Genomic DNA, 19,853 nt, shown 5'->3' with positions numbered 1-19,853 from the left:
TGGAAATGCAGGCCCTATCACCGCAACTCTTGAAGGAGACACCTCTTTGGAGAACACTGAAATGTCCAGTCTGACCTACAGAATGGATTGGGACAAGAAACGAATTACGGGCCGGCTGGACGGCCTTGAAGCGGTACAGCAGGCAGTGGCAAAAATTTTGCGGACCGACCGCTATGAGCATCTGATTTATAGTTCTGATTACGGGACCGAATGGGGCCTTGTGCTGGGAAAAGACAGACTGCTGGCGAGAGCTGAAATCAGGCGTATTGTTAGTGAAGCATTGCTTCAGGATGAGCGGATTATCAGGCTGGAGGACACTGCGGTTTCTTTTAACGGGGATAATCTGAGCTTCAGCTGCAAGGTAATTACCCAGTACGGGAATTTCGAGCTGAGAAAGGAGATGAGTGAGGGTGTATGAAGATCAGACGTTCGAGGCTCTGCTTGAGCGAATGCTGGACCGGGTACCATCCAGTCTGGATAAACGTGAAGGCAGCATCATCTATGATGCGCTGGCTCCGGCGGCGGCTGAGATGGCGCAGATGTATATTGAGCTGGATGTGAACAGCAATCTGTTTTTTGCGGATACGGCTACTGGTGAATATTTGGAGCGCAGTATTGCCTGGTCGGGAATAACCAGACGTGCCGCAAGCAAGGCCGAGCTTAAAGCAATGTTCTATAATAGCGCGAGTGAACTGCTGGATATTCCGCCAGGCAGCCGCTTTTCACTAGATTTGCTGCACTATACGGCGGTGGAGAAACTGGCTCCGGGAACCTATAGGCTGGAGAGTGAAGCAGCGGGAGAGGAAGGAAACCGGTATTTTGGCTCCTTGCTGCCTATTAATTATATCCCTGGTCTAGCACGTGGAGAGATAACGGCCTTGCTGATTCCCGGTGAAAATGCCGAGGATGACGAGGCGCTGCGCCAGCGTTTTTTAGAGTCAGCCAGACGTCCGTCGACGAGCGGCAACAAATATCATTATATGGAGTGGGCGCTGCAAATAGACGGCGTAGGGGGAGCGCGGGTTTTTCCGTTATGGAATGGACCTAAGACGGTAAAGGTGGTAATTGTGGATGCCGCGAAACAGCCTGCCTCCGGACTGCTGGTGTCGCAGGTACAGCAATATATCGATCCAATTGCGGGTCAAGGTGAAGGCCAGGCGCCGGTAGGAGCAGTAGTAACTGTAGCGGCTGCAGACGGGAAAAGCATCAGCGTGACCGCCAAGGTTACCCTTGCTTCCGGATATACGCTGCAGGCGGTAATCGATGCTTTTAAGGAAATACTGGAAAAATACCGCAAAGAGAAGGCCTTTACCGCTTCCTATATCAGCCAATCTGTAATTGGTTCACTGCTGCTGGATACAGAGGGCGTTGTAGACTATAGCGGGCTGAAGCTGAACGGCGGATCGGGCAATGTGACTTTAAGCGAAACTGAAGTGCCGCTGTTCAGCAGCGTCGTGCTGGAGGTGTAGGACGATGGGATACCCGCAGCAGATCGATGAATTTACGGACAAGCTGAACAAAAAATCAAACGGCGGCAGCTATGTTATTGAGGAGAAACTGTTACTTACAGACGGGGTTTACAGTGGTCTGCTCGCGCATGACAATATTAACAACCAGAGCATCACGGTGTATACAGGTTCTCATTACAGCGGAGTGGAGTTGCGGAATTTCTCGGTTTCCTTTCCAGATGAGGCGCCTTGGCGGCGGCTTATCAAGATTTTTGCCGAAGTCCCTGAAGTCTATGTCACTTATGAGACACCGGGCGATACTGTGGAAGCGGATGACATTAATGTTCTGCAATGGGGGTTGACTGCTGCCCAAAGGGAGTTGGAACGCTACAAGGCAACGGGATGCATAGACGGAGGATCTTTTAGAAGAGAGGTGTAAAATGGCGCAGACGATTCAACTAAAACGCGGCACCCGGGCGGAGCTTGCTGCTTATGGAGTCCTGCAGGCGGGCGAGATGGGCTTTTGCACGGATACGAAGGAAGTCTACATTGGTGACGGCACTTCCAATTCCATGGTGGGCCGGGCGATGTCCGGTCCGGAGGCTTCACGTCCGGCAGCTGCTTCTGCGGGGCGGGCATACATTGTAACCAGCGGAACGAACAGCGGATATTTGTATTTCGACGATGGTTCGGCCTGGCGCCGGATTAATGTGCAGAAGCTGAGTGATCTGACGGGGTCAGTGGACGACGTTACCGATGGAACAACCTATGCCAAGGTACTGAAGGCAGACATCACGGCAGGCCATGTAAATAAGATCTCTGACGGTACAAATATCAAAACTGCGGCTGAGATCAAAACCCATATCGACGATGCCTCCAAGCACCGTGTAATCAATGATACGGGAACAGCCATTACCGACCTGTGGTCAGCACAAAAAATCAGGAACGAGATCGAGCTGGCCAAGCATAATATCGAGCCGCAGAGTTCAGTGAAAAACCAGAATCTGACTGTTCCCCCGGTGATTCCTGCGGAGGGCGACCGCTACATTATTCCTGCGGCGGCAACAGGCGTCTGGGCGGGCAAAACCAATCAAATTGCTGAGTATCAATCTGCGGCATGGGTGTATTATACACCGGCTGTGGGCTGGACGGCTTATGTTGACGATGAACAGAAAATCTACAGCTGGAACGGCAGTGCCTGGGTTCGTACGGGTGGAGCATTACAGACGATTACAGCCGGCAATGGCCTTACCGGGGGCGGACAAGCCGATTCAGTGACACTGAACATTGGGGCAGGCTACGGGATTGGTGTGACCGCCGATGCGATTGCAGTGACCGCCGGCAAAGGGATCACCGTCGATTCGAACGGTGTAGCGGCCAGTGTCGATGGAAGCAGCATCGTATACGACACAGCCAATGGCAACCGGCTGATGGTGGCTGCTATTGACGGCGGTACATTCTAGGGGGCGAAGATAATGGCTCTAAAGACATTAATTCAAATCCGCCGCGGCCTGGAGGGCGCACTGGGTACCCTTGCGGTGGGGGAACTCGGTTACTGCACCGATACAGGGAAGCTCTACATCGGGACGGGCACTGTCAACAAACTGCTCGTAGCCTCACAAAGCACCGGTGATATGCTGAAAAGCATCTATGACACCAACAACAACGGCAAAGTGGATTACGCGCAGGCGGCGGACACCGTACCTTGGTCAGGGGTAGACGGGAAGCCGGCGGTGTATCCGCCAGCGGCTCATACGCATGAGTACATGCCCAAAGGCCCGCTGAACTGGAATCAGCTTAAAGGGGTGTAACTATGACCTATGGCGAGAATGTATACGGGACAATAAGCTATTCTTCCAGTCCCGCCACACAAGAGGGGCCGGAATTTAACAAGCCTGACCTGATGCAATACCTGCCGGAGTATTATCAGGGTGTACTTGAGATGGAGCAGATCCAGGATAGCCATGCTGCGGAATGTGGACAGCTGGCCTATTCGATAGAGGATTCGGCATTGCAGACGAAGGTGGAGTCGGCAACCTGGGGGCTTGCGCGCTGGGAGAAGGTGCTGGCCCTGACCACGGACAATACCAAATCCTATGCCGCCCGCCGGGAAATGATCAAGGCCAAGCTGCGCGGAAGCGGGACGACTACACCGGAGATGATCCGGCGGACGGCGTCTGCTTTCTCCGGAGGGGATGTTCAGGTTGTTGAGGTGCCGGGAGCGTATAGCTTTGAGGTGCATTTTGTAGGGACGCTGGGCATTCCGGCAAACATGGCAGGGTTGATACAAATCATAGAAGAGATTAAGCCTGCCCATCTGGATTATAAGTTTGTGTACAGCTATACCTGGTGGAATTCGCTGAAGTCACTCACCTGGAATGCAGCGCACGCCAGAACATGGAATGAATTAAGAGTATACGAATAGGAGTGTGAACTATGCAGACTACGGGTAATTTGGGGCTGAAAAAGCCGGATGGCACAGATATTGTCGATATCGCCGATTTGAACGGCAATATGGATGTTTTGGATGCTGCCGTTAAAAATGTGCAGGACCATGCCGTGGATACGGTAAAGCATATTACCGCGGCGGAACGCACCGCCTGGAACGCAAAGGCTTCCACGGCGGCAGCCACCACCAGCGCTGCCGGGCTGATGGCCGCAGCAGATAAGGCGAAGCTGGACGGAGTAGCGGCAGGGGCCAATAAATATGTGCATCCCAATCATACCGGGGATGTGACCAGCACAGGGGATGGGGTTACCGCGATTGCTCCGGGGGTTATTGTAAACGCGGATATTAACGCGGCCGCGGCAATCGATGCAAGCAAGATCGGCACTGGGGTGGTGTCGAATGCGGAGTTTGGGTATTTGGATGGAGTGACGGCAGGGATTCAGGGGCAGTTGAATGGAAAAGCGCCTTTGGCGACAACCCCGCAGCAGACGACGGCGGATATTACCTACTATGTCCGTACGGATGGGAATGATGGCAATAATGGGTTGGCGAATACGGCAGGTGGGGCGTTTAGGAGCATTGGTAAAGCTATTAGTATGATCCCACAGAAGGTTAATCATGCAGTTGTAGTTAATATCGTAGCGGGAACCTATGCGGAGGAAGTTGTTTTAAAGGGATTTGGTGGGGGAGGTACACTTGGAATCAATGCTTCAGGGATCGTGAACGTTACTCGCCTGTCGATGCAGGAAAATACAATTCAAGTCACAATTACAGGGATCACGGCTACTACAACGACTGCCAATGCAATTGAGTTGATCAGTAATGTATGGACTTGGTTGCAAAACTGTAATGTGACTGCAAGTGCTGGCAGTTATTACGGAGTTATGGTATACGGTGGTGGGGCTGTCATAAGTGGAGGGATGTATTCCAATAAAACAACATCTATATGGGCACGTAGTGGAGCAAATGTATTTGTGGTTGGTGTAAGCGGTAGTGGCAGCGGTTATGGCTATCTAGCGACTGAAGGAGCAAAAATCGGAGGAAGCGTTGGGACAATGAGCGCTACAGCAGCCATAAACAGCACGCAGACGGGAGGTATAATTTCTTTTGGTGACGGTGTTGTTAACCCATGGGGAGATAATACATCTACTTCTCGATCTTATGTTCAAGCCGCGCATAATGCTTCACAAACAATTTCAAGTTCTGTGCGAACAAAAATTAATTATGGGCAAGAAGACAAGGACCAACGCGAGGAATATGACGGTATCGGTAGATTCACAGTAAAACAAAGCGGACTCTATCATGTTGATGCATCTTTACTGCTTAATGCTAACGGAACCTTTGAAACCCGTTTATACTATTATGTTAACGGTCAGGCGGGTAGGACGCTTTGTTTCGATCAAGTGGGCTCTCCCGGGGCTTTTATTTTTCTTGGCGGCAGTAAAACTGTACCATTAAATGCGGGGGATTATTTGGAAATATATATAGAGCAAAAAAAAGGGGTAGACATTACTACTTTAGCAGACCCTACAATATGTGCACTTAATATTGATAGAATCGGATAAAGGAGGGATTCAAAATGAATATAGCACTAGCAATCATGCACCTTCACCCGCAAGCTGAGTCAACGCGGGATTTCATCGTACAAGACAACGGACCAGAACCCGTCCTGCGCCCCGGAGCCGAAGAAAAAGGCCGTGTCCGCTACGAGATCAAGCCGCCGGAAGACGGCGAGAATCCAGTAGAGGGTGTCCATTATCGCTACGGTATCGACTACAACCTACTCACTGAGGGTGAGGATTACGATATCGTAGAGCGTGGACCCTATATCGCCGTCTGGAACCTGGACAAACCCAAGCCCACAGAAGCAGAGCTGCAAGCCGCTTGGGAAGCCTACCAGGAAGCCGAAGCCAACAAGCCGCCAGAGCTGACGGAAGTCGAGCAGCTGCAGAAAGAGAATGTACGGCTGAAGGCGCAAAACAATGCTCTGTCCGAGCGGGCTGACTTTATTGAAGATATCATTGCAGAGATGGCGACGAGGGTTTATCAGTAATACCCAGTCTGTTCTATGTGGTTGAAGGTCAAAATGGGAAGAAGGTGATTTTAATGACGATGTTTTTTGCACAGCGTGTAATCTTAGGGAAGACCAAGTTCACGGAAGTTCCGGCGACATTGAAAGCTGGCGTAAAAGAAATCCTGGTTGACAGCGGACTTGAGTATCTGGCCAAAGAAGAATAGGTGACTGCTGGCGCCCGCTGTGGCGTTTTTATTTTGCCCCCGTAAACCGGGGGTACATCTTTATAAGCTGAACTTGAAAAAAGAATAAAAAGGTAGAAGTGCGGAGGGGAAGTTTGGAACTATAGGAGCGTTAGCGACCGCCTTTGTCACCGGATTTCAACCGCTATTGCGGTTCATGTCAAGAAATCTGGGGACAACAGCGGCCGGAAGTCCAAACATTCCCCGCAGTTACGACCAGACCTAATATGAAAATCTAAAGTTCAACAAGAAAGGGGTGAAACAATGGACAGCAACGATATTGCAAACTTGGAGAAGATTCTTCCCCTGGCTGATAAATATGGGCTGGCTTATATCGTGGCCTTAATTCTGCTCTTGATTGTTCTGGTGCTTTTGCGCTCGATTGTCAAAGGGAATCTGGTGCCGCGTGAGCTGCTTGAGCGGGCTGAAGAAGACCGGGACCGTCTGCAGAATATTTTGGATAAAGAGCGCTCAGATTTCATGGCACCCACGCTTGAAGTACTGCAGAGACTGAAAGTTGATTACACATCAAGCGGTGTGAATGTAGTAAATGAAGAAGATCGGGGAGGATAACGTGCTGAGTAGATGGATCAAACGATTATCGCCCCTGCACCGGAAAAAGGAGAGGGAGCTGACCCAAGCTTCGGCCCGGGTAATGTTCTCTATCCTTCGATATAAGGACGTATCCAAAGAGATTCAGGAGGAGATCCATAATAACGGATTTGCCGAATTTCTAATCTATGATCGGGGTGTCAACAATGGGCGTAATGGATAGGTTGCTGTTAATTGCATATTCGGTATCTTTGATTTGTGCGCTGCTGCTGATAGCTGCGCTTTTTTTGTATTTTCGCCGACGCCTGCGGGCAAAGGCGGTCAGCCTGTTTATGCTGGCAGCCTTTCTCTTTCTGGGTGCCTACACCGTAAAAATGGCAGTAGCTTTGTGGATTCGTTTCACCGCAGTGTCCGGGGCAGACTCCGTGCTGGCTTCACTCAAAACAGAAGCCTGGGCGGTTGCCCAGACCGGAACCGCGATCGGCCTGCTCATCCTAACCCTGCTGGTGTTCACAAAACGTCGAGATTTGTTCATTGTTCTGCAGGAGGTGAAGAAGGGAGGAGTAAGCCATGCTGACCCTAATGCAAATCAAAAATAAATCCGCCCCCCGCCTAACGGGTCTGCATCCCGTTGTGCTCGCAGCAGCTACTGCGTTAATCGAATGCTGCTACACATTCGGTGTTCCGATCCAGATTACGCAAGGACTGCGGACGATTGCAGAGCAGGATGCGCTCTATGCCCAAGGACGCACAAAACCGGGATCGATTGTTACCAATGCCCGGGGTGGCTATAGCTACCACAATTATGGTCTGGCCATTGATTTTGCATTGCTGCTGCCGAATGGCTCAAGCGTGTCCTGGGACATGGCGCGCGACGGAGACAAGGATCGGACAACGGATTGGCTCGAGGTGGTTCAGCAGGCTAAGCGGCTGGGTTTCGAATGGGGCGGGGACTGGACCAGCCTGAAGGACTACCCCCATTTTCAGATGAGCTTCGGATTGACGCTTTCCAAGCTGCGAGCGGGAGCACAGCCTTCAGTACAAGCGGTGAAAGCGGCGTATAGGCTAATCAACGGAAGGGCTAAGGAGGAACAGAATCTGAATAGTGATGCAATTACAATAGTAAAAGTGAATGGCGCAAAAATAGCCGATGGCCGTTTGGAAAATGGTGTAACTTATGTGCCGGTACGTGCTGTAGCGGAGGCGCTTGGAGCTTCGGTTGGTTATGATTCGGTTACCCGAACCGTTGAGATTACAAGTGGCCGCTAGAATAACCGCAGCTGTATATTATGAATAATAGAAATACTTTCCTAGAATAGAAATATTAACACGTTTGAGCGATAAACGCGAAACAGAAAGGAATGATTTTAAGTGATTAACACCGATATTCTGAATAATGTATTGGCTTTTGCATCGGTATTGGCGGTATTTACGCTTGCTTTGGTGCAGTTGGTCAAAAATAATATTAATCTGCCAACCAACGCGGTGCCTTTTATCGGACTTGGGATTGGGCTGCTTATAGGAGCGGCTGCGTATCCTTTTACCGATCTGGGGCTCACGCTCCGGTTATGGTCAGGGGGACTCGCCGGATTATCCGCGACAGGTTTATTCGAATTAGCCTTCAACGATCGCCCGGGAACCACCAAAAAATAATACGTGAATTTAATTGACAGCCGGCTCCTTGGAGTCGGCTTTTTTTGTGTTCCTGCGTGATATATTATCACACAAAAACTACATAAACCCGACGCAGATCAGGCATTATAAATAGGAAGAGATACATATTTTTTTTGAGACTGCATATATAGACGGATTGGTGTATAATCTTAATTGCTGTATCGCTTTACAGCGCAATGAAGTTGGAGATTTCCGGGCAGTTTTATTGTATGATATGAGGAAAGCATCAAATAGACAATGTTAAAAGCATTGATCCGGAAAGAGGATGGGGGGAGCAGCATGACCGAACTTACGACTGCCGTCAGCAAAAGCAACTCTAACAATCTGCTGCGGCGAGACGTACGGTTCCTGGGGAATATTTTGGGCGAAGTCTTGGTTCACCAAGGCGGCAACGAACTGCTGGAGATCGTAGAGAAGATCCGCGAAACCAGCAAATCGCTGCGCTCATTGTTTTTGCCTGAACTGCACAATGAATTCAAGGAGCTAATCAATTCACTTGATCCTGAGAATCGACACCAGGTGATACGGGCGTTCGCTATTTATTTTCAATTGGTGAACATTGCCGAGCAGAATCACCGGATTCGCCGAAAACGCGACTACGAACGTTCAGCCGGGGAGACTGTACAGCCTGGTTCTATCGAAAGCGCGATTCAGGAGCTCCGCGAACGGGATTTCTCACACGAGGATGTTCATGAGATCATGAACGGCCTGTCTTTGGAGCTGGTCATGACGGCTCACCCTACGGAAGCCATGCGACGGGCGATCCTTGATATTCATAAGCGTATCTCTGATGATGTGATGGGTCTGGATAACCCTACCCTGACATTCCGGGAACGCGAACAGCTGCGTGAGAAGCTGCTGAATGAAGTCATTACCTTATGGCAGACGGATGAGCTGCGCGACCGCAAGCCTACGGTACTCGATGAAGTCCGCAATGGAATGTACTATTTCCATGAGACGATTTTCCAGGTGCTGCCGGATGTGTATCAAGAACTTGAACGATGTCTAAGCAAATATTATCCGGGCCAGAATTGGCATGTTCCCACCTATCTGCGGTTTGGCTCGTGGATCGGCGGGGACCGTGACGGCAACCCTTCGGTAACCGCAGCTGTGACCCTGCAGACCCTGCGTTTGCAGCGCAAGCTGGCGATTCGGGAATATCAGCGCATTATGCGCGAACTGATGCAGTATCTGAGTTTTAGTACAAGTATCGTTAAGGTGACGCCGGAGCTGCTGGAATCCATTGAACTGGACCGGGGTATTATTCAGCTGGATAAGACGAAATCCTGGCATAATGATAATGAGCCATACCGGATTAAGCTTACCTATATGATCGCGAAGACACAGAATGTTATGGATGATGAGAAAAAAGGCTCATTGGAGCGCTACTCCTCACCGGAGCAATTTATAGATGATTTAAATGTGATTGACCGCAGCTTGCGTCATCACTATGCCGATTATGTAGCGGATACCTACATTAAGAAATTGATTCGCCAGGTAGAGTTGTTTGGATTCCATACCGCAACTCTTGATGTCCGCCAGCACAGTCAGGAGCATGAAAATGCGATGACTGAGATTTTGGCCAAAATGAATGTTACGCAGGATTATGCCAAGCTGCAGGAAAACGAGAAGATTGAACTCCTGGAAAAACTGCTGAATGATCCGCGGCCGCTAACTTCACCATATCAGACTTACAGCGAGAGCACGGAAGAATGTCTTGCTGTGTACCGTACTATTTATACGGCTCAAGAGGAGTACGGCAAACAATGCATCACCAGCTACCTGATCAGCATGGCTGAAGCTGCAAGCGATATTCTGGAGGTTATGGTGTTCTCCAAGGAAGTCGGCTTATTCCGCAAAGACAACGATGGTACTGTTGTTTGTACACTTCAGGCTGTGCCGTTGTTCGAAACCATTGACGATCTGCATGATGCACCGCAAATTATGCGGACACTGCTCAACCTGCCAATCTACCGTGATGCGGTTAGGGCGATGAATGATCTGCAGGAGATCATGCTGGGATATTCGGACAGCAACAAGGATGGCGGTGTGGTTACCGCCAACTATGAGCTGCGTGTGGCACTCAAGGAAATTACGGCTACGGCGGATGAATTCGGCATCAAACTGAAATTTTTCCATGGCCGCGGGGGAGCCCTTGGCCGCGGGGGCATGCCGCTGAACCGCAGTATTCTGGCTCAACCGGCCTCGACGATTGGCGGCGGCATTAAGATTACAGAGCAGGGCGAAGTCATCTCCTCCCGGTACTCGATGCAGGGAATCGCCTACCGCAGCTTGGAACAGGCAACTTCCGCGCTGATTACGGCAGCGATTAATGCCAGATCACCGCAGGCTGATCTGTACGATCCTAAATGGGAAGAGATTGTAGCCCGGATTTCTGAAGTATCACTGAACAAATATCAGGACCTGATCTTCCGTGATCCGGATTTCCTGAACTACTTCAAGGAGTCGACGCCGCTTCCTGAGGTGGGTGAGCTTAACATTGGTTCGCGTCCTTCCAAACGAAAGAACAGCGACCGCTTTGAAGATCTGCGTGCCATCCCTTGGGTTTTTGCCTGGACACAGAGCCGTTACCTGCTTCCAGCATGGTACGCTGCCGGAACGGGGCTGCAGAGCTTTTACGACGGCAAGGAAGAGAACCTGAAGATCATGCAGCATATGTATGAAGAATTTTCGTTCTTCACTACATTAATTGATACTCTGCAAATGGCGATTGCCAAGGCGGATCTGATTATCGCCAAGGAATACGCCGGCATGGGCAAAAATGAGGAAGCCCGTCACCGTATCTTCGGACAGATCGAAGCGGAATTCAAACTGACCTCCGAGCTGATTCTCAAAATCACCGGGCAGCAGGATATTCTGGATAACGTTCCTGTCATCCAGGAATCCATTCGTTTGCGGAATCCTTACGTTGATCCGCTCAGCTATCTGCAGGTGCAGCTCTTGTCGGAGCTTAGAGCCCTGCGTGAAGCCGAGGGAGATGACGCCGAGCTTCTGCGCGAGGTGCTGCTTACGATCAATGGCATTGCCGCCGGACTGCGGAATACCGGCTGATTTACAGTGAGTTTGGAAGCCGGCCGGGCCGTTTCCAATCCCCGTCCCGCCTCTATATGGAGGCGGAACGGGGATTTTTTGTTTAATACCGATTGAACTATGTATCGAATAACCATAGAGGCTTTGTTGTGTGATTATAGTTTCTGCGCTGCAAGGATCAAGCAGCTTCTTTCCCTTTACCCTGCCCTTTGTTGCCGATATGGATTTTGGGCAAAGCCGCAAAGTAACGCTAGGTATAGGTGAGGAGAAGGCATGGAGAAGAATTTTGGAACTGTAGGAGCGTCAGCGACCGCCTTTGTCTCCGGATTTCAACCGCGAACAGCGGTACAAATCAGGAAATCTGGAGACAACAGCGTCCGGAAGTCCAAACATTCTTAGGAATGCCGCCGTATCCAACTGCCCCTACTGCGCAATTATTTTTTGCCCAATATATATAGAAGGTAACAATACTATCCTTGATTTTTGCACAAACTTGAATTACGATTTAAGAGCTTGTACCGTGGACAATCAAGAGATGAACGACCAAGGGCGGCAAGTCTGGGGGAGTTAACAGGTGGAGAATTTGGAAGGCAGATTGACAAAGCTCGCCTTGAAGGGCGACCAAAGGGCATTTGCCGAGCTTGTGGAACTATATAAAGACAAAATATATCATTTGGCATACCGGATGCTGAACAACCGCCATGAGGCAGAGGATATTGTTCAGGAAACATTTTTGCGCGTGTACCGGAATTTGGACCGTTATGATGACAAACAGAAATTTTCAACCTGGATCTACCGCATCGGCACGAACCTTTGTATTGACAGACTCCGCAAGCGGCGGCCGACGTATTCATTGGATGCCGAGATGAACGACCAGGAGGGGATTGACGGCTATTCCATGATCCCCAGCGATAATGTGACCCCGGAAACAGAACTGCTGCTCTCCGAGACACAGAGCCTGATTTATGAGGCCATTGACAGCCTGCCTGTGAAATACAGGTCGGTGATGATTTTACGTTATCTGCAGGATTTGTCGCTTCAGGAGATTAGTGACGTCATGGATATGCCTGTAACTACGATTAAGACCCGTGTGCACCGCGGACGTGAATTTTTGCGTAAAAAATTAGGCCCCAAAATGTAAAATAGATTATTTTTTATGAAACGCCTGACGGGCAGCGACGTATGTAAGTTAAGCAAGTCTTATGCGCTCTGCCCCTTTGCCATGTAATAATTAAATAGCACTCATGAAAGGATTGGCTCCTATGGAATGCAAACTGGCCGTCTCTATGATGCACGACTACCTGGATGACGACTTGCCCGAACTGCAGCAGAGGGAATTGAAGGAGCATCTTCTATCCTGTACAGATTGCCGTGCCAAGTTCAAAGAATTGGAACAGACCGATATGCTGATGTTTTCCCTGATGCACCAGAATCCTGTGGCTTCTGAGGATCTTGTAGGCCGGATTATGAATTCATTGCCACATGTCAAGAAGGAACGGGCTTTTGTTACCTGGATCAAGCGGCATCCTGCGCTTACAGCGGCGTCCGTGTTTATTCTCGTAATGCTGATGAGTTCCGTTACTTTTTGGAATCAGGATCGGCAGCTTGTTGTCAGGGGAAGTGACCTGGAACAGGTTGTCATCAAGGGTGATACGGTTATCGTACCTTCCGGCAAAACAATATCCGGTGATCTAACGGTGGAGAATGGTAAAACTCAGGTGTATGGTGAAGTGAACGGCAATGTGACTGTGATCGACGGTTCCTTGTATCAGGCTTCAACAGCTCATATCTCCGGGCAAGTCAAAAGCATAGACCAAGCGGTAAGTTGGCTCTGGTATAAAGTGACGAACATGTTCTCTGAAGTTGCCTACCGTTAATAACATTTGGTCGCTTTTAGCAGAAATCTCATTTGCGCCTCTTTTTCCGGAAAGATGGCGCTTTTTTGCTGCCTGGAAATAACATGGTATGATTCTCTGCGAGTCTAAACTTGCAACCTGGGCTGGAACGTTATAACCTAGATATGTTATAGAACTTACAGACATTTTACATAAACCCAGCTAATATGAAATGACGGGGGTTTTGGCATGAGTTATTTTTCGGACATGACATGGAAAGATTCCATTAAAGATATAGTCGATATACTGATCGTCAGCTATATTATCTACAAAGTGCTCAATATGGTACGCGGGACCCGGGCGGTTCAGCTGCTGAAGGGGATTCTGGTCCTGGTTGTGATTTGGGCATTAAGCACTCTGCTTGATCTGTATACCCTGAAATGGCTGATGAACCAGATTTTTACCTTCGGGATATTTGCGATATTTATCATCTTTCAGCCGGAGCTACGAAGGGGGCTGGAGCAGCTTGGCCGGGGCAAGTTTTTTGGACGGGCTGCCGAAAACGATGAAGAGATCAGCAAGCTGATCGGTGAAGTAATTAAAGCTGTGAATTACTTAGCCCAGCGAAAAATAGGCGCGTTAATTGTTTTTGAAAGAGCTACCGGGCTTAACGAATATACGGAATCCGGTATTCCTATGCGCTCTGTGGTCAGTTCCGAGCTGCTCATCAATATTTTTATCCCGAACACGCCGCTGCATGACGGTGCGCTGATTATGCAGGAAGGACAGATTGCCGCTGCCGCCTGCTATTTGCCGCTGTCGGAGAATCCGTTTATCAGCAAGGAACTGGGGACCCGCCACCGCGCCGCGATCGGGATTAGTGAAGTGGCCGACTCTGTCTCCGTTGTAGTCTCGGAAGAGACTGGACAGATCTCACTGGCGATTAACGGGCAGATCGTACGCGATATTAAGGAAGAATCCTTGATCTCCAAGCTGTATGAGGAACTGCGTGCCACTTCATCGCTCAAGGAGAAAAGCTCCGCTTTCTGGAAACGGAAGGGGGATAAAAACAATGGATAAGTGGATGAAGAACAATAATTTCAATAAAATTCTTGCCCTTGCCCTTGCTATTATCCTGTGGACCATCGTGCATGTGGATACTGCACCTACCAGCCAGACCACGGTCAACAAGGAGTCCAAAATCATTGAAAATGTCAAGATAGAGGTCAAAGGATTCGATGAGGATAAATATGTGATCACGTCCCAGGACGCCGTAAGCGTCAGACTCGAGGTCCTGGGCAAAAAATCGGATCTTACCTATAAATTTTCGGATGCCTATAAGGTGTGGATTGATTTAAGCAACATTCAACCGGGGGATACCACACTGCCGCTTCATTATTCACTTCCGAGCGGGGTGTCGCTGCAGGATATCAACCCCAATGAAGTGAATATTCATGTGGAACTGCGGAATACCAAGTCTTTTCCTGTATCTATTGTTACTAAAGGGAAGCCGGCGGCAGGTTATCAGGTGGGTGCTCCGGTCATAGATCCAGCTGTGGAAGCGCAGGTTACGCTGGCTGCCAGTGAGCTTAGCAAGGTGTCCAAGGTGCAGGGAACCATTGAACTGGATGGTGAAAGCGAGACGATTAAAGATAAAAAGCTGAAGCTATACGCAGTTGACAGCAGCGGCAATGAGATTAAGGATGCGGTCATCGAGCCGTCCTCTGTTACTGTGGACCTGCCGGTCACTATGCCATTCAAAAGCCTGCCGCTGGACATCAGCTTCACCGGTCAGCTTCCAGGAGCGCTGGCATTGTCCCGGGTGTCACCCGGGCAGGACACGGTAACGGTATATGGAACCGAAGCGTCCTTAGCCGATTTATCCTCCTATGAAGCCACGCTGAATCTAAGTACAATTGATTCCGCAGGTACAAAGGAGCTGAAGCTGGAGCTGACTGCACCGGAAGGCACGGTGAAGATTGAACCTGCAGTCTTGAATGTTTCGGTAGTCACCTCGGAGGTTGCTGAGAAGACCATCGATAATATCCCCATTAAGCTGGAGGGGGTAGACAACGGGCTTACCGCTCAGATCACAGATCCGGCCAATAAAGCTGTGACTCTGACGGTATCTGGAGCCCCGGCTTTGCTGAATCAGCTGGACAAGAATAATATCAGTGTGGTGGCGGATGTGGTTGGCCTCACGGCCGGAAATCATGCGGTAACTCTGCATGTCTCGCTGCCCAGGTTCATTACTCTTGCGAATGCGTCGCAACGGTTCACGGCAACGGTCGAACTACTGGCTCCGGCAACGCCGGAAGCCACGGAGACACCGGATAACAGCAGTGCAGCAGTGACCCCTGAGCCAAGTTCGGAGCCGGCCTTCGTTGAAGAGAGTCCGACAGCACCTGCACAGAGTCCAGATGCCGGGGAACCCACAGCCACGCCAACCCCTTCCGACGTAGTACCGGAGAGTGGTGCTAGTTCAGGTGCTCTCAACGGAGTTGGCAATAATGTAAGCAGTACAGATGGAACGTAACTTTTTCAGCCGGTATACGTCTAACCTATGAGTTATAAGCACACGAAATAAGAATTCATTCATACAATAATTCATTAAGCTGAAGCAGCGTATTCTAAAGGAGAAAACAGATGGGTAAGTATTTTGGAACAGATGGTGTACGCGGAGTTGCAAACCGTGAATTAACTGCAGAAATGGCCTATAGCATCGGCCGCTGCGGAGGATATGTATTGGCAGGAAATGTGGAGAAGCCCAAGGTGGTGATAGGCATGGACACGCGGATTTCGGGTCCACTGCTGGAATCAGCACTTGTAGCGGGCTTGCTGTCTATTGGTGCCCAGGTTATCCGTCTGGGTATCGTGAGCACGCCTGCGGTAGCTTATATAACAAGATTGCTGAAAGCTGATGCGGGAGTGATGATTTCCGCCTCGCATAATCCGGTTGAAGACAATGGGATTAAGTTTTTTGGCGGAGACGGCTTCAAGCTGACAGATGAAACTGAGCTGCGGATTGAAGAGCTGATGGATGCGGAAATCGATGAATTGCCGCGCCCTGTAGGTGCGGGTCTGGGGACAGTAAGCATAGATAATGATGCGAAATATTTATATTTGGACTATCTCAAAACAACGATTTCTCATAGCTTCGCTGGACTTAAGGTAGTACTGGATTGCGCCCATGGAGCGGCCTATGAACTTGCGCCACGCCTGTTCAGAGAGCTGGGGGCGGAAGTGATTGCCATCGGTTCAGAACCGGATGGACTGAACATTAATGACGGCTTTGGCTCCACACATCCGGAGACACTGCGCGAGGAAGTTCTGCGCCAGGGTGCGGATCTGGGACTTGCTTTTGACGGGGATGCTGACCGCTTGATTGCCATAGATGAGAAGGGTGACGAAGTTGACGGAGACTTTATCCTTTGTATTTGCGGAGATGCTATGAACCGCGCCGGCAAGCTTAAGGATGGGACCATTGTATCCACAGTTATGAGCAACATCGGGTTCTACAAAGCAACAGAGCAATTGGCGCTGAATACGGCGAAAACCGCAGTCGGTGACCGCTATGTGATGGAAGAAATGCGCCGGGGCGGATACAATTTGGGCGGGGAACAGTCCGGCCATGTTATTTTCCTGGACTACAACACAACGGGTGACGGTATTCTGACCGCAATCCAACTGGTAGACACAATGAAGTCATCGGGCAAGAAGCTTAGTGCTCTGAAATCGATGATGACCAAATATCCGCAGGTGCTTGTGAATGTTCGTGTGCAGGATAAGACTAACTATCCGAACAATCCGGCGATTGAAGCAGCTATTCAAGAAGTCGAAGGCAAGCTCGGCGATAATGGCCGTGTGCTGGTGCGTCCTTCCGGTACAGAACCGTTAATCCGCGTGATGGCGGAAGGTCCGGATAAGGCGGAACTGGATCTTTATGTAGGGCAGATTGTTGATGTTGTTCAGCGTGAATTGGTGTAATTAATTATATTTATGTTAAGTTGTTCAGCCGGTAGGGAGTGATTGATCTGCTTCACCGGCTGAATATTTAAATTTAAATCCAATTTCTTGCACGGGCTGCCACAAGTATTCTTGCGATACAGCATTGCCAAAACGATGTAAGGTGCATATAATAGATTAAGTGTCATTCCAGAAGGAAAGCGGGGATAGTAAGGTTGGCAACAGCAAGCGCCAGAGCTTGATCTTGCGCGGGGGAGAAGGGACAGCAGCTGCCCATAGGGCAGGGCTTGAACGGATCACGGCAGATGTAAGCTGACGAGGTGGAGGTGTTCGAAATGTTCGGCGGGGACCTCCCGGTGATGCACCAGAGCCGTAAATGGAAACGGAAAATGCGAGGGCGACCTTTCACACAACGTTTCTATGGGTGCAATCAGAAGTTATTCATTTCATGGGATCGCGCAATAACGGAAAGAAACACAGAGCGTTCTGCTGCGGCAGAGGAGAAGACTGTGCATTTCATGAACATAGACGCAAGGGAAACGGATACTGTCCTTTTTTTAGGGATGGCGTAATCGTGTTAACTTGGTGAGCTTGAAATACAACAGAATATTTGCTTTTTCTCAAAAACATGCCGCACGGCACGTTTCTTTCCTTATGCCGCCCACACTATAAATTGGACGGGGGAAATTATAATGTGTGGTATTGTAGGATATATCGGGAATCAGAATTCGCAGGGGATCTTGGTAGAGGGATTGAAGAAGCTGGAGTATCGCGGCTATGATTCGGCAGGGATTGCCGTATTTACCAAAGAAGGCCTTCAAGTTGTAAAAGCACAAGGCCGTATGGCGAACCTGGAATCCAGACTGGAAGCAACTCCACTTACCGGCAGCGCCGGAATCGGGCATACACGCTGGGCGACGCATGGTAAGCCTTCCGATGAGAACTCCCACCCGCACACCGACGAGAGCAAGAAGTTCTCGGTCGTACACAACGGGATTGTGGAGAACTACCTTGATCTTAAGGAAGAACTGATTGCCGGAGGATGCCACTTTACTTCCGAAACAGATACGGAGGTTATTTCCCACCTGATCGCCCGCGAATATAATGGTGATATCGTAAAAGCTGTACAAAAAGCGATCACCTTCATGCGCGGTGCGTTTGCACTGGGAGTTCTGACTGAATATGAGCCCGACAAACTGGTGGCTGTGCGTCAAGCAAGCCCGCTGATCATTGGTCTGGGCGAAGGCGAAAACTTTATCGGGTCGGATATTCCGGCTTTGCTGGAATATACCCGCAACGTATATATTTTGAACGACGGCGAAATGGCTGTACTGACACGGGATGCTGTCGAATTGATGACGATTGAAGGCAACTTTATTTCTCGGGAAATGATTACTGTCGACTGGGATGCAGTTACCGCGGAAAAAGGCGGCTATGAGCATTTCATGCTGAAAGAAATCCACGAGCAGCCAAAAGCATACCGCGATACTATGCGTGGACGTACAAATGCTGAAGGCAACAAAGTGATTCTGCCAGAACTTAACCTGACTGAAGAGCAGATCAAGAACATCCGCAACATCCAGATCGTTGCCTGTGGTACGGCATACAATGCCGGTCTTGTTGGACGCAATCTGATTGAGTCTTTAGTGCGTATTCCTGTAGAAAATGACATTGCTTCGGAATACCGTTACCGCTCGCCGATCGTTACACCGGAAACTTTGGTGATCGTAGTGAGCCAATCCGGTGAAACTGCGGATACGCTGGCAGCACTGCGTGAAGGGCAAGCAAATGGTGCGCATGTATTGGCGATTACTAACGTAGTGGGCAGCTCCATTGCCCGTGAAGCCAATAGTGTGTTGGTAACGCTGGCGGGTCCTGAAATTGCTGTAGCATCGACCAAGGCATACACTTCTCAACTGATCGCGTTCACTTTGCTTGGTTTGTACCTGGCTGAAGTTCGCGATACACAGTCCGAACCTGAAGTTGCCAAGATTCTGGCGGCTATGCAGTCCCTGCCGGAGCAGGTAGAAGTTATTCTGGCTCAGAAAGACGCGATCAAAGCCTATGCCGAGCAAATCGCTGAGCACCACCACCTGTTCTTCATTGGCCGCGGCGTTGACTACGCTGTCGCTCAGGAAGGCTCGCTAAAGCTGAAAGAAATCTCTTATATTCACTCCGAAGCTTACGCTGCAGGCGAATTGAAGCACGGCACCCTGGCGCTGATTGAAGAAGGCGTTCCGGTGATTGCCCTGGCCACCCAGGAATCGGTGCTTGAGAAGACCGTCAGTAACATCAAAGAAGTGAAGGCCCGCGGAGCACACGTCCTGGCCGTCACTCATGAAGAGCATAAGAATGACCTGCTCAGATCCGTTGATGAGGTGTTCGTGATTCCTCAGACCCTGCCGCTGCTGACTTCTGCCTTGTCCGTAGTTACGCTGCAGTTGCTCGCCTACTACGCTTCGCTGGCCCTGGGCCACGATGTCGATAAACCACGAAACCTGGCGAAGAGTGTTACGGTGGAGTAAGGGGTTAAGGTACAGTACAATCTTTTGACTGCGTTAAATATTGTTTGTAACTGAAAAGTAAAGATTGTAATTAAACAAATATCAGGAGCCGTCCTTT

The 19,853-nt window shown here is 49.8% G+C and carries 21 protein-coding genes; all 21 read left to right on the top strand.

Features of this window, described 5'->3' with window-relative positions:
• Positions 1–46 precede the first annotated feature (46 nt).
• The 21 genes from PGRAT_RS27605 to glmS all read left to right on the top strand — a co-directional run bounded on the left by PGRAT_RS27605 (position 47) and on the right by glmS (position 19,756).
• Positions 47–418 (top strand): DUF2634 domain-containing protein, encoded by a 372-nt coding sequence (locus PGRAT_RS27605; RefSeq protein WP_238326786.1) that lies wholly within the window; start codon positions 47–49, stop codon positions 416–418.
• A complete protein-coding gene (locus tag PGRAT_RS27600; protein WP_025705225.1) occupies positions 411–1,469 on the top strand; it encodes a baseplate J/gp47 family protein in 1,059 nt (352 codons plus the stop codon). The genes PGRAT_RS27605 and PGRAT_RS27600 overlap by 8 nt, the downstream gene beginning before the upstream one ends.
• A 4-nt stretch (positions 1,470–1,473) precedes the next feature.
• Entirely contained in the window at positions 1,474–1,887 is a 414-nt protein-coding gene (locus PGRAT_RS27595; protein WP_025705224.1) for a hypothetical protein, read from the top strand.
• 1 nt (position 1,888) lies between these two features.
• Entirely contained in the window at positions 1,889–2,911 is a 1,023-nt protein-coding gene (locus PGRAT_RS27590; protein ID WP_042267516.1) for a DUF2793 domain-containing protein, read from the top strand.
• 12 nt (positions 2,912–2,923) lie between these two features.
• Positions 2,924–3,259 (top strand): hyaluronate lyase N-terminal domain-containing protein, encoded by a 336-nt coding sequence (locus PGRAT_RS27585; protein WP_025705083.1) that lies wholly within the window; start codon positions 2,924–2,926, stop codon positions 3,257–3,259.
• 2 nt (positions 3,260–3,261) lie between these two features.
• Complete coding sequence (locus tag PGRAT_RS27580) at positions 3,262–3,873, top strand: YmfQ family protein (protein ID WP_025705081.1); 612 nt, start codon at positions 3,262–3,264, stop codon at positions 3,871–3,873.
• An 11-nt stretch (positions 3,874–3,884) separates the two neighbouring features.
• Positions 3,885–5,462 (top strand): hypothetical protein, encoded by a 1,578-nt coding sequence (locus PGRAT_RS27575; protein ID WP_025705080.1) that lies wholly within the window; start codon positions 3,885–3,887, stop codon positions 5,460–5,462.
• Positions 5,463–5,476: 14 nt separating this feature from the next.
• Complete coding sequence (locus tag PGRAT_RS27570; protein WP_025705079.1) at positions 5,477–5,950, top strand: XkdW family protein; 474 nt, start codon at positions 5,477–5,479, stop codon at positions 5,948–5,950.
• Between the two features lie 53 nt (positions 5,951–6,003).
• On the top strand, positions 6,004–6,135 hold the full coding sequence (locus tag PGRAT_RS34735; RefSeq protein WP_272945706.1) for a CD1375 family protein: 132 nt from the start codon (positions 6,004–6,006) through the stop codon (positions 6,133–6,135).
• Positions 6,136–6,417: 282 nt separating this feature from the next.
• Positions 6,418–6,726 carry a hypothetical protein gene (locus PGRAT_RS27565; RefSeq protein ID WP_025705078.1) on the top strand — a complete coding sequence of 103 codons (309 nt, stop codon included), beginning with the start codon at positions 6,418–6,420 and terminating at the stop codon, positions 6,724–6,726.
• A gap of 1 nt (position 6,727) precedes the next feature.
• A complete protein-coding gene (locus PGRAT_RS27560; protein ID WP_025705077.1) occupies positions 6,728–6,928 on the top strand; it encodes a hypothetical protein in 201 nt (66 codons plus the stop codon).
• Entirely contained in the window at positions 6,912–7,304 is a 393-nt protein-coding gene (locus tag PGRAT_RS27555) for a hypothetical protein (protein ID WP_025705076.1), read from the top strand. The genes PGRAT_RS27560 and PGRAT_RS27555 overlap by 17 nt, the downstream gene beginning before the upstream one ends.
• Positions 7,276–7,974 carry a M15 family metallopeptidase gene (locus tag PGRAT_RS27550; RefSeq protein WP_025705075.1) on the top strand — a complete coding sequence of 233 codons (699 nt, stop codon included), beginning with the start codon at positions 7,276–7,278 and terminating at the stop codon, positions 7,972–7,974. The genes PGRAT_RS27555 and PGRAT_RS27550 overlap by 29 nt, the downstream gene beginning before the upstream one ends.
• A 120-nt stretch (positions 7,975–8,094) precedes the next feature.
• Positions 8,095–8,358: a holin gene (locus PGRAT_RS27545; RefSeq protein ID WP_025705074.1), complete on the top strand. Its 264-nt coding sequence runs from the start codon at positions 8,095–8,097 to the stop codon at positions 8,356–8,358.
• Positions 8,359–8,658: 300 nt separating this feature from the next.
• The gene (ppc, locus tag PGRAT_RS27540; protein ID WP_025705073.1) at positions 8,659–11,451 is read left to right on the top strand and encodes a phosphoenolpyruvate carboxylase; all 2,793 of its coding nucleotides are present in this window, start codon (positions 8,659–8,661) and stop codon (positions 11,449–11,451) included.
• A gap of 553 nt (positions 11,452–12,004) precedes the next feature.
• Positions 12,005–12,571 carry an RNA polymerase sigma factor SigW gene (gene sigW, locus PGRAT_RS27535; RefSeq protein ID WP_020427142.1) on the top strand — a complete coding sequence of 189 codons (567 nt, stop codon included), beginning with the start codon at positions 12,005–12,007 and terminating at the stop codon, positions 12,569–12,571.
• A 121-nt stretch (positions 12,572–12,692) separates the two neighbouring features.
• Positions 12,693–13,307: a zf-HC2 domain-containing protein gene (locus tag PGRAT_RS27530; protein ID WP_025703544.1), complete on the top strand. Its 615-nt coding sequence runs from the start codon at positions 12,693–12,695 to the stop codon at positions 13,305–13,307.
• A gap of 207 nt (positions 13,308–13,514) precedes the next feature.
• Positions 13,515–14,345 (top strand): diadenylate cyclase CdaA, encoded by an 831-nt coding sequence (gene cdaA / locus PGRAT_RS27525; RefSeq protein ID WP_025703543.1) that lies wholly within the window; start codon positions 13,515–13,517, stop codon positions 14,343–14,345.
• On the top strand, positions 14,338–15,801 hold the full coding sequence (locus tag PGRAT_RS27520) for a CdaR family protein (protein WP_025703542.1): 1,464 nt from the start codon (positions 14,338–14,340) through the stop codon (positions 15,799–15,801). Before cdaA ends, PGRAT_RS27520 begins: the two co-directional genes overlap by 8 nt.
• Before the next feature lie 110 nt (positions 15,802–15,911).
• Positions 15,912–17,252, top strand: coding sequence for a phosphoglucosamine mutase (gene glmM, locus PGRAT_RS27515; RefSeq protein ID WP_025703541.1), 1,341 nt, complete (start codon positions 15,912–15,914; stop codon positions 17,250–17,252).
• Positions 17,253–17,923: 671 nt separating this feature from the next.
• Positions 17,924–19,756, top strand: a complete 1,833-nt coding sequence (glmS, locus tag PGRAT_RS27505; RefSeq protein WP_025703539.1) for a glutamine--fructose-6-phosphate transaminase (isomerizing) — start codon at positions 17,924–17,926, stop codon at positions 19,754–19,756.
• The last annotated feature ends 97 nt before the right edge of the window (positions 19,757–19,853 follow it).

Origin of the sequence: Paenibacillus graminis (assembly GCF_000758705.1) — a bacterium.
GTDB lineage: Bacteria > Bacillota > Bacilli > Paenibacillales > Paenibacillaceae > Paenibacillus_AQ > Paenibacillus_AQ graminis.
This window is presented reverse-complemented; position numbering and strand designations above follow the sequence as displayed.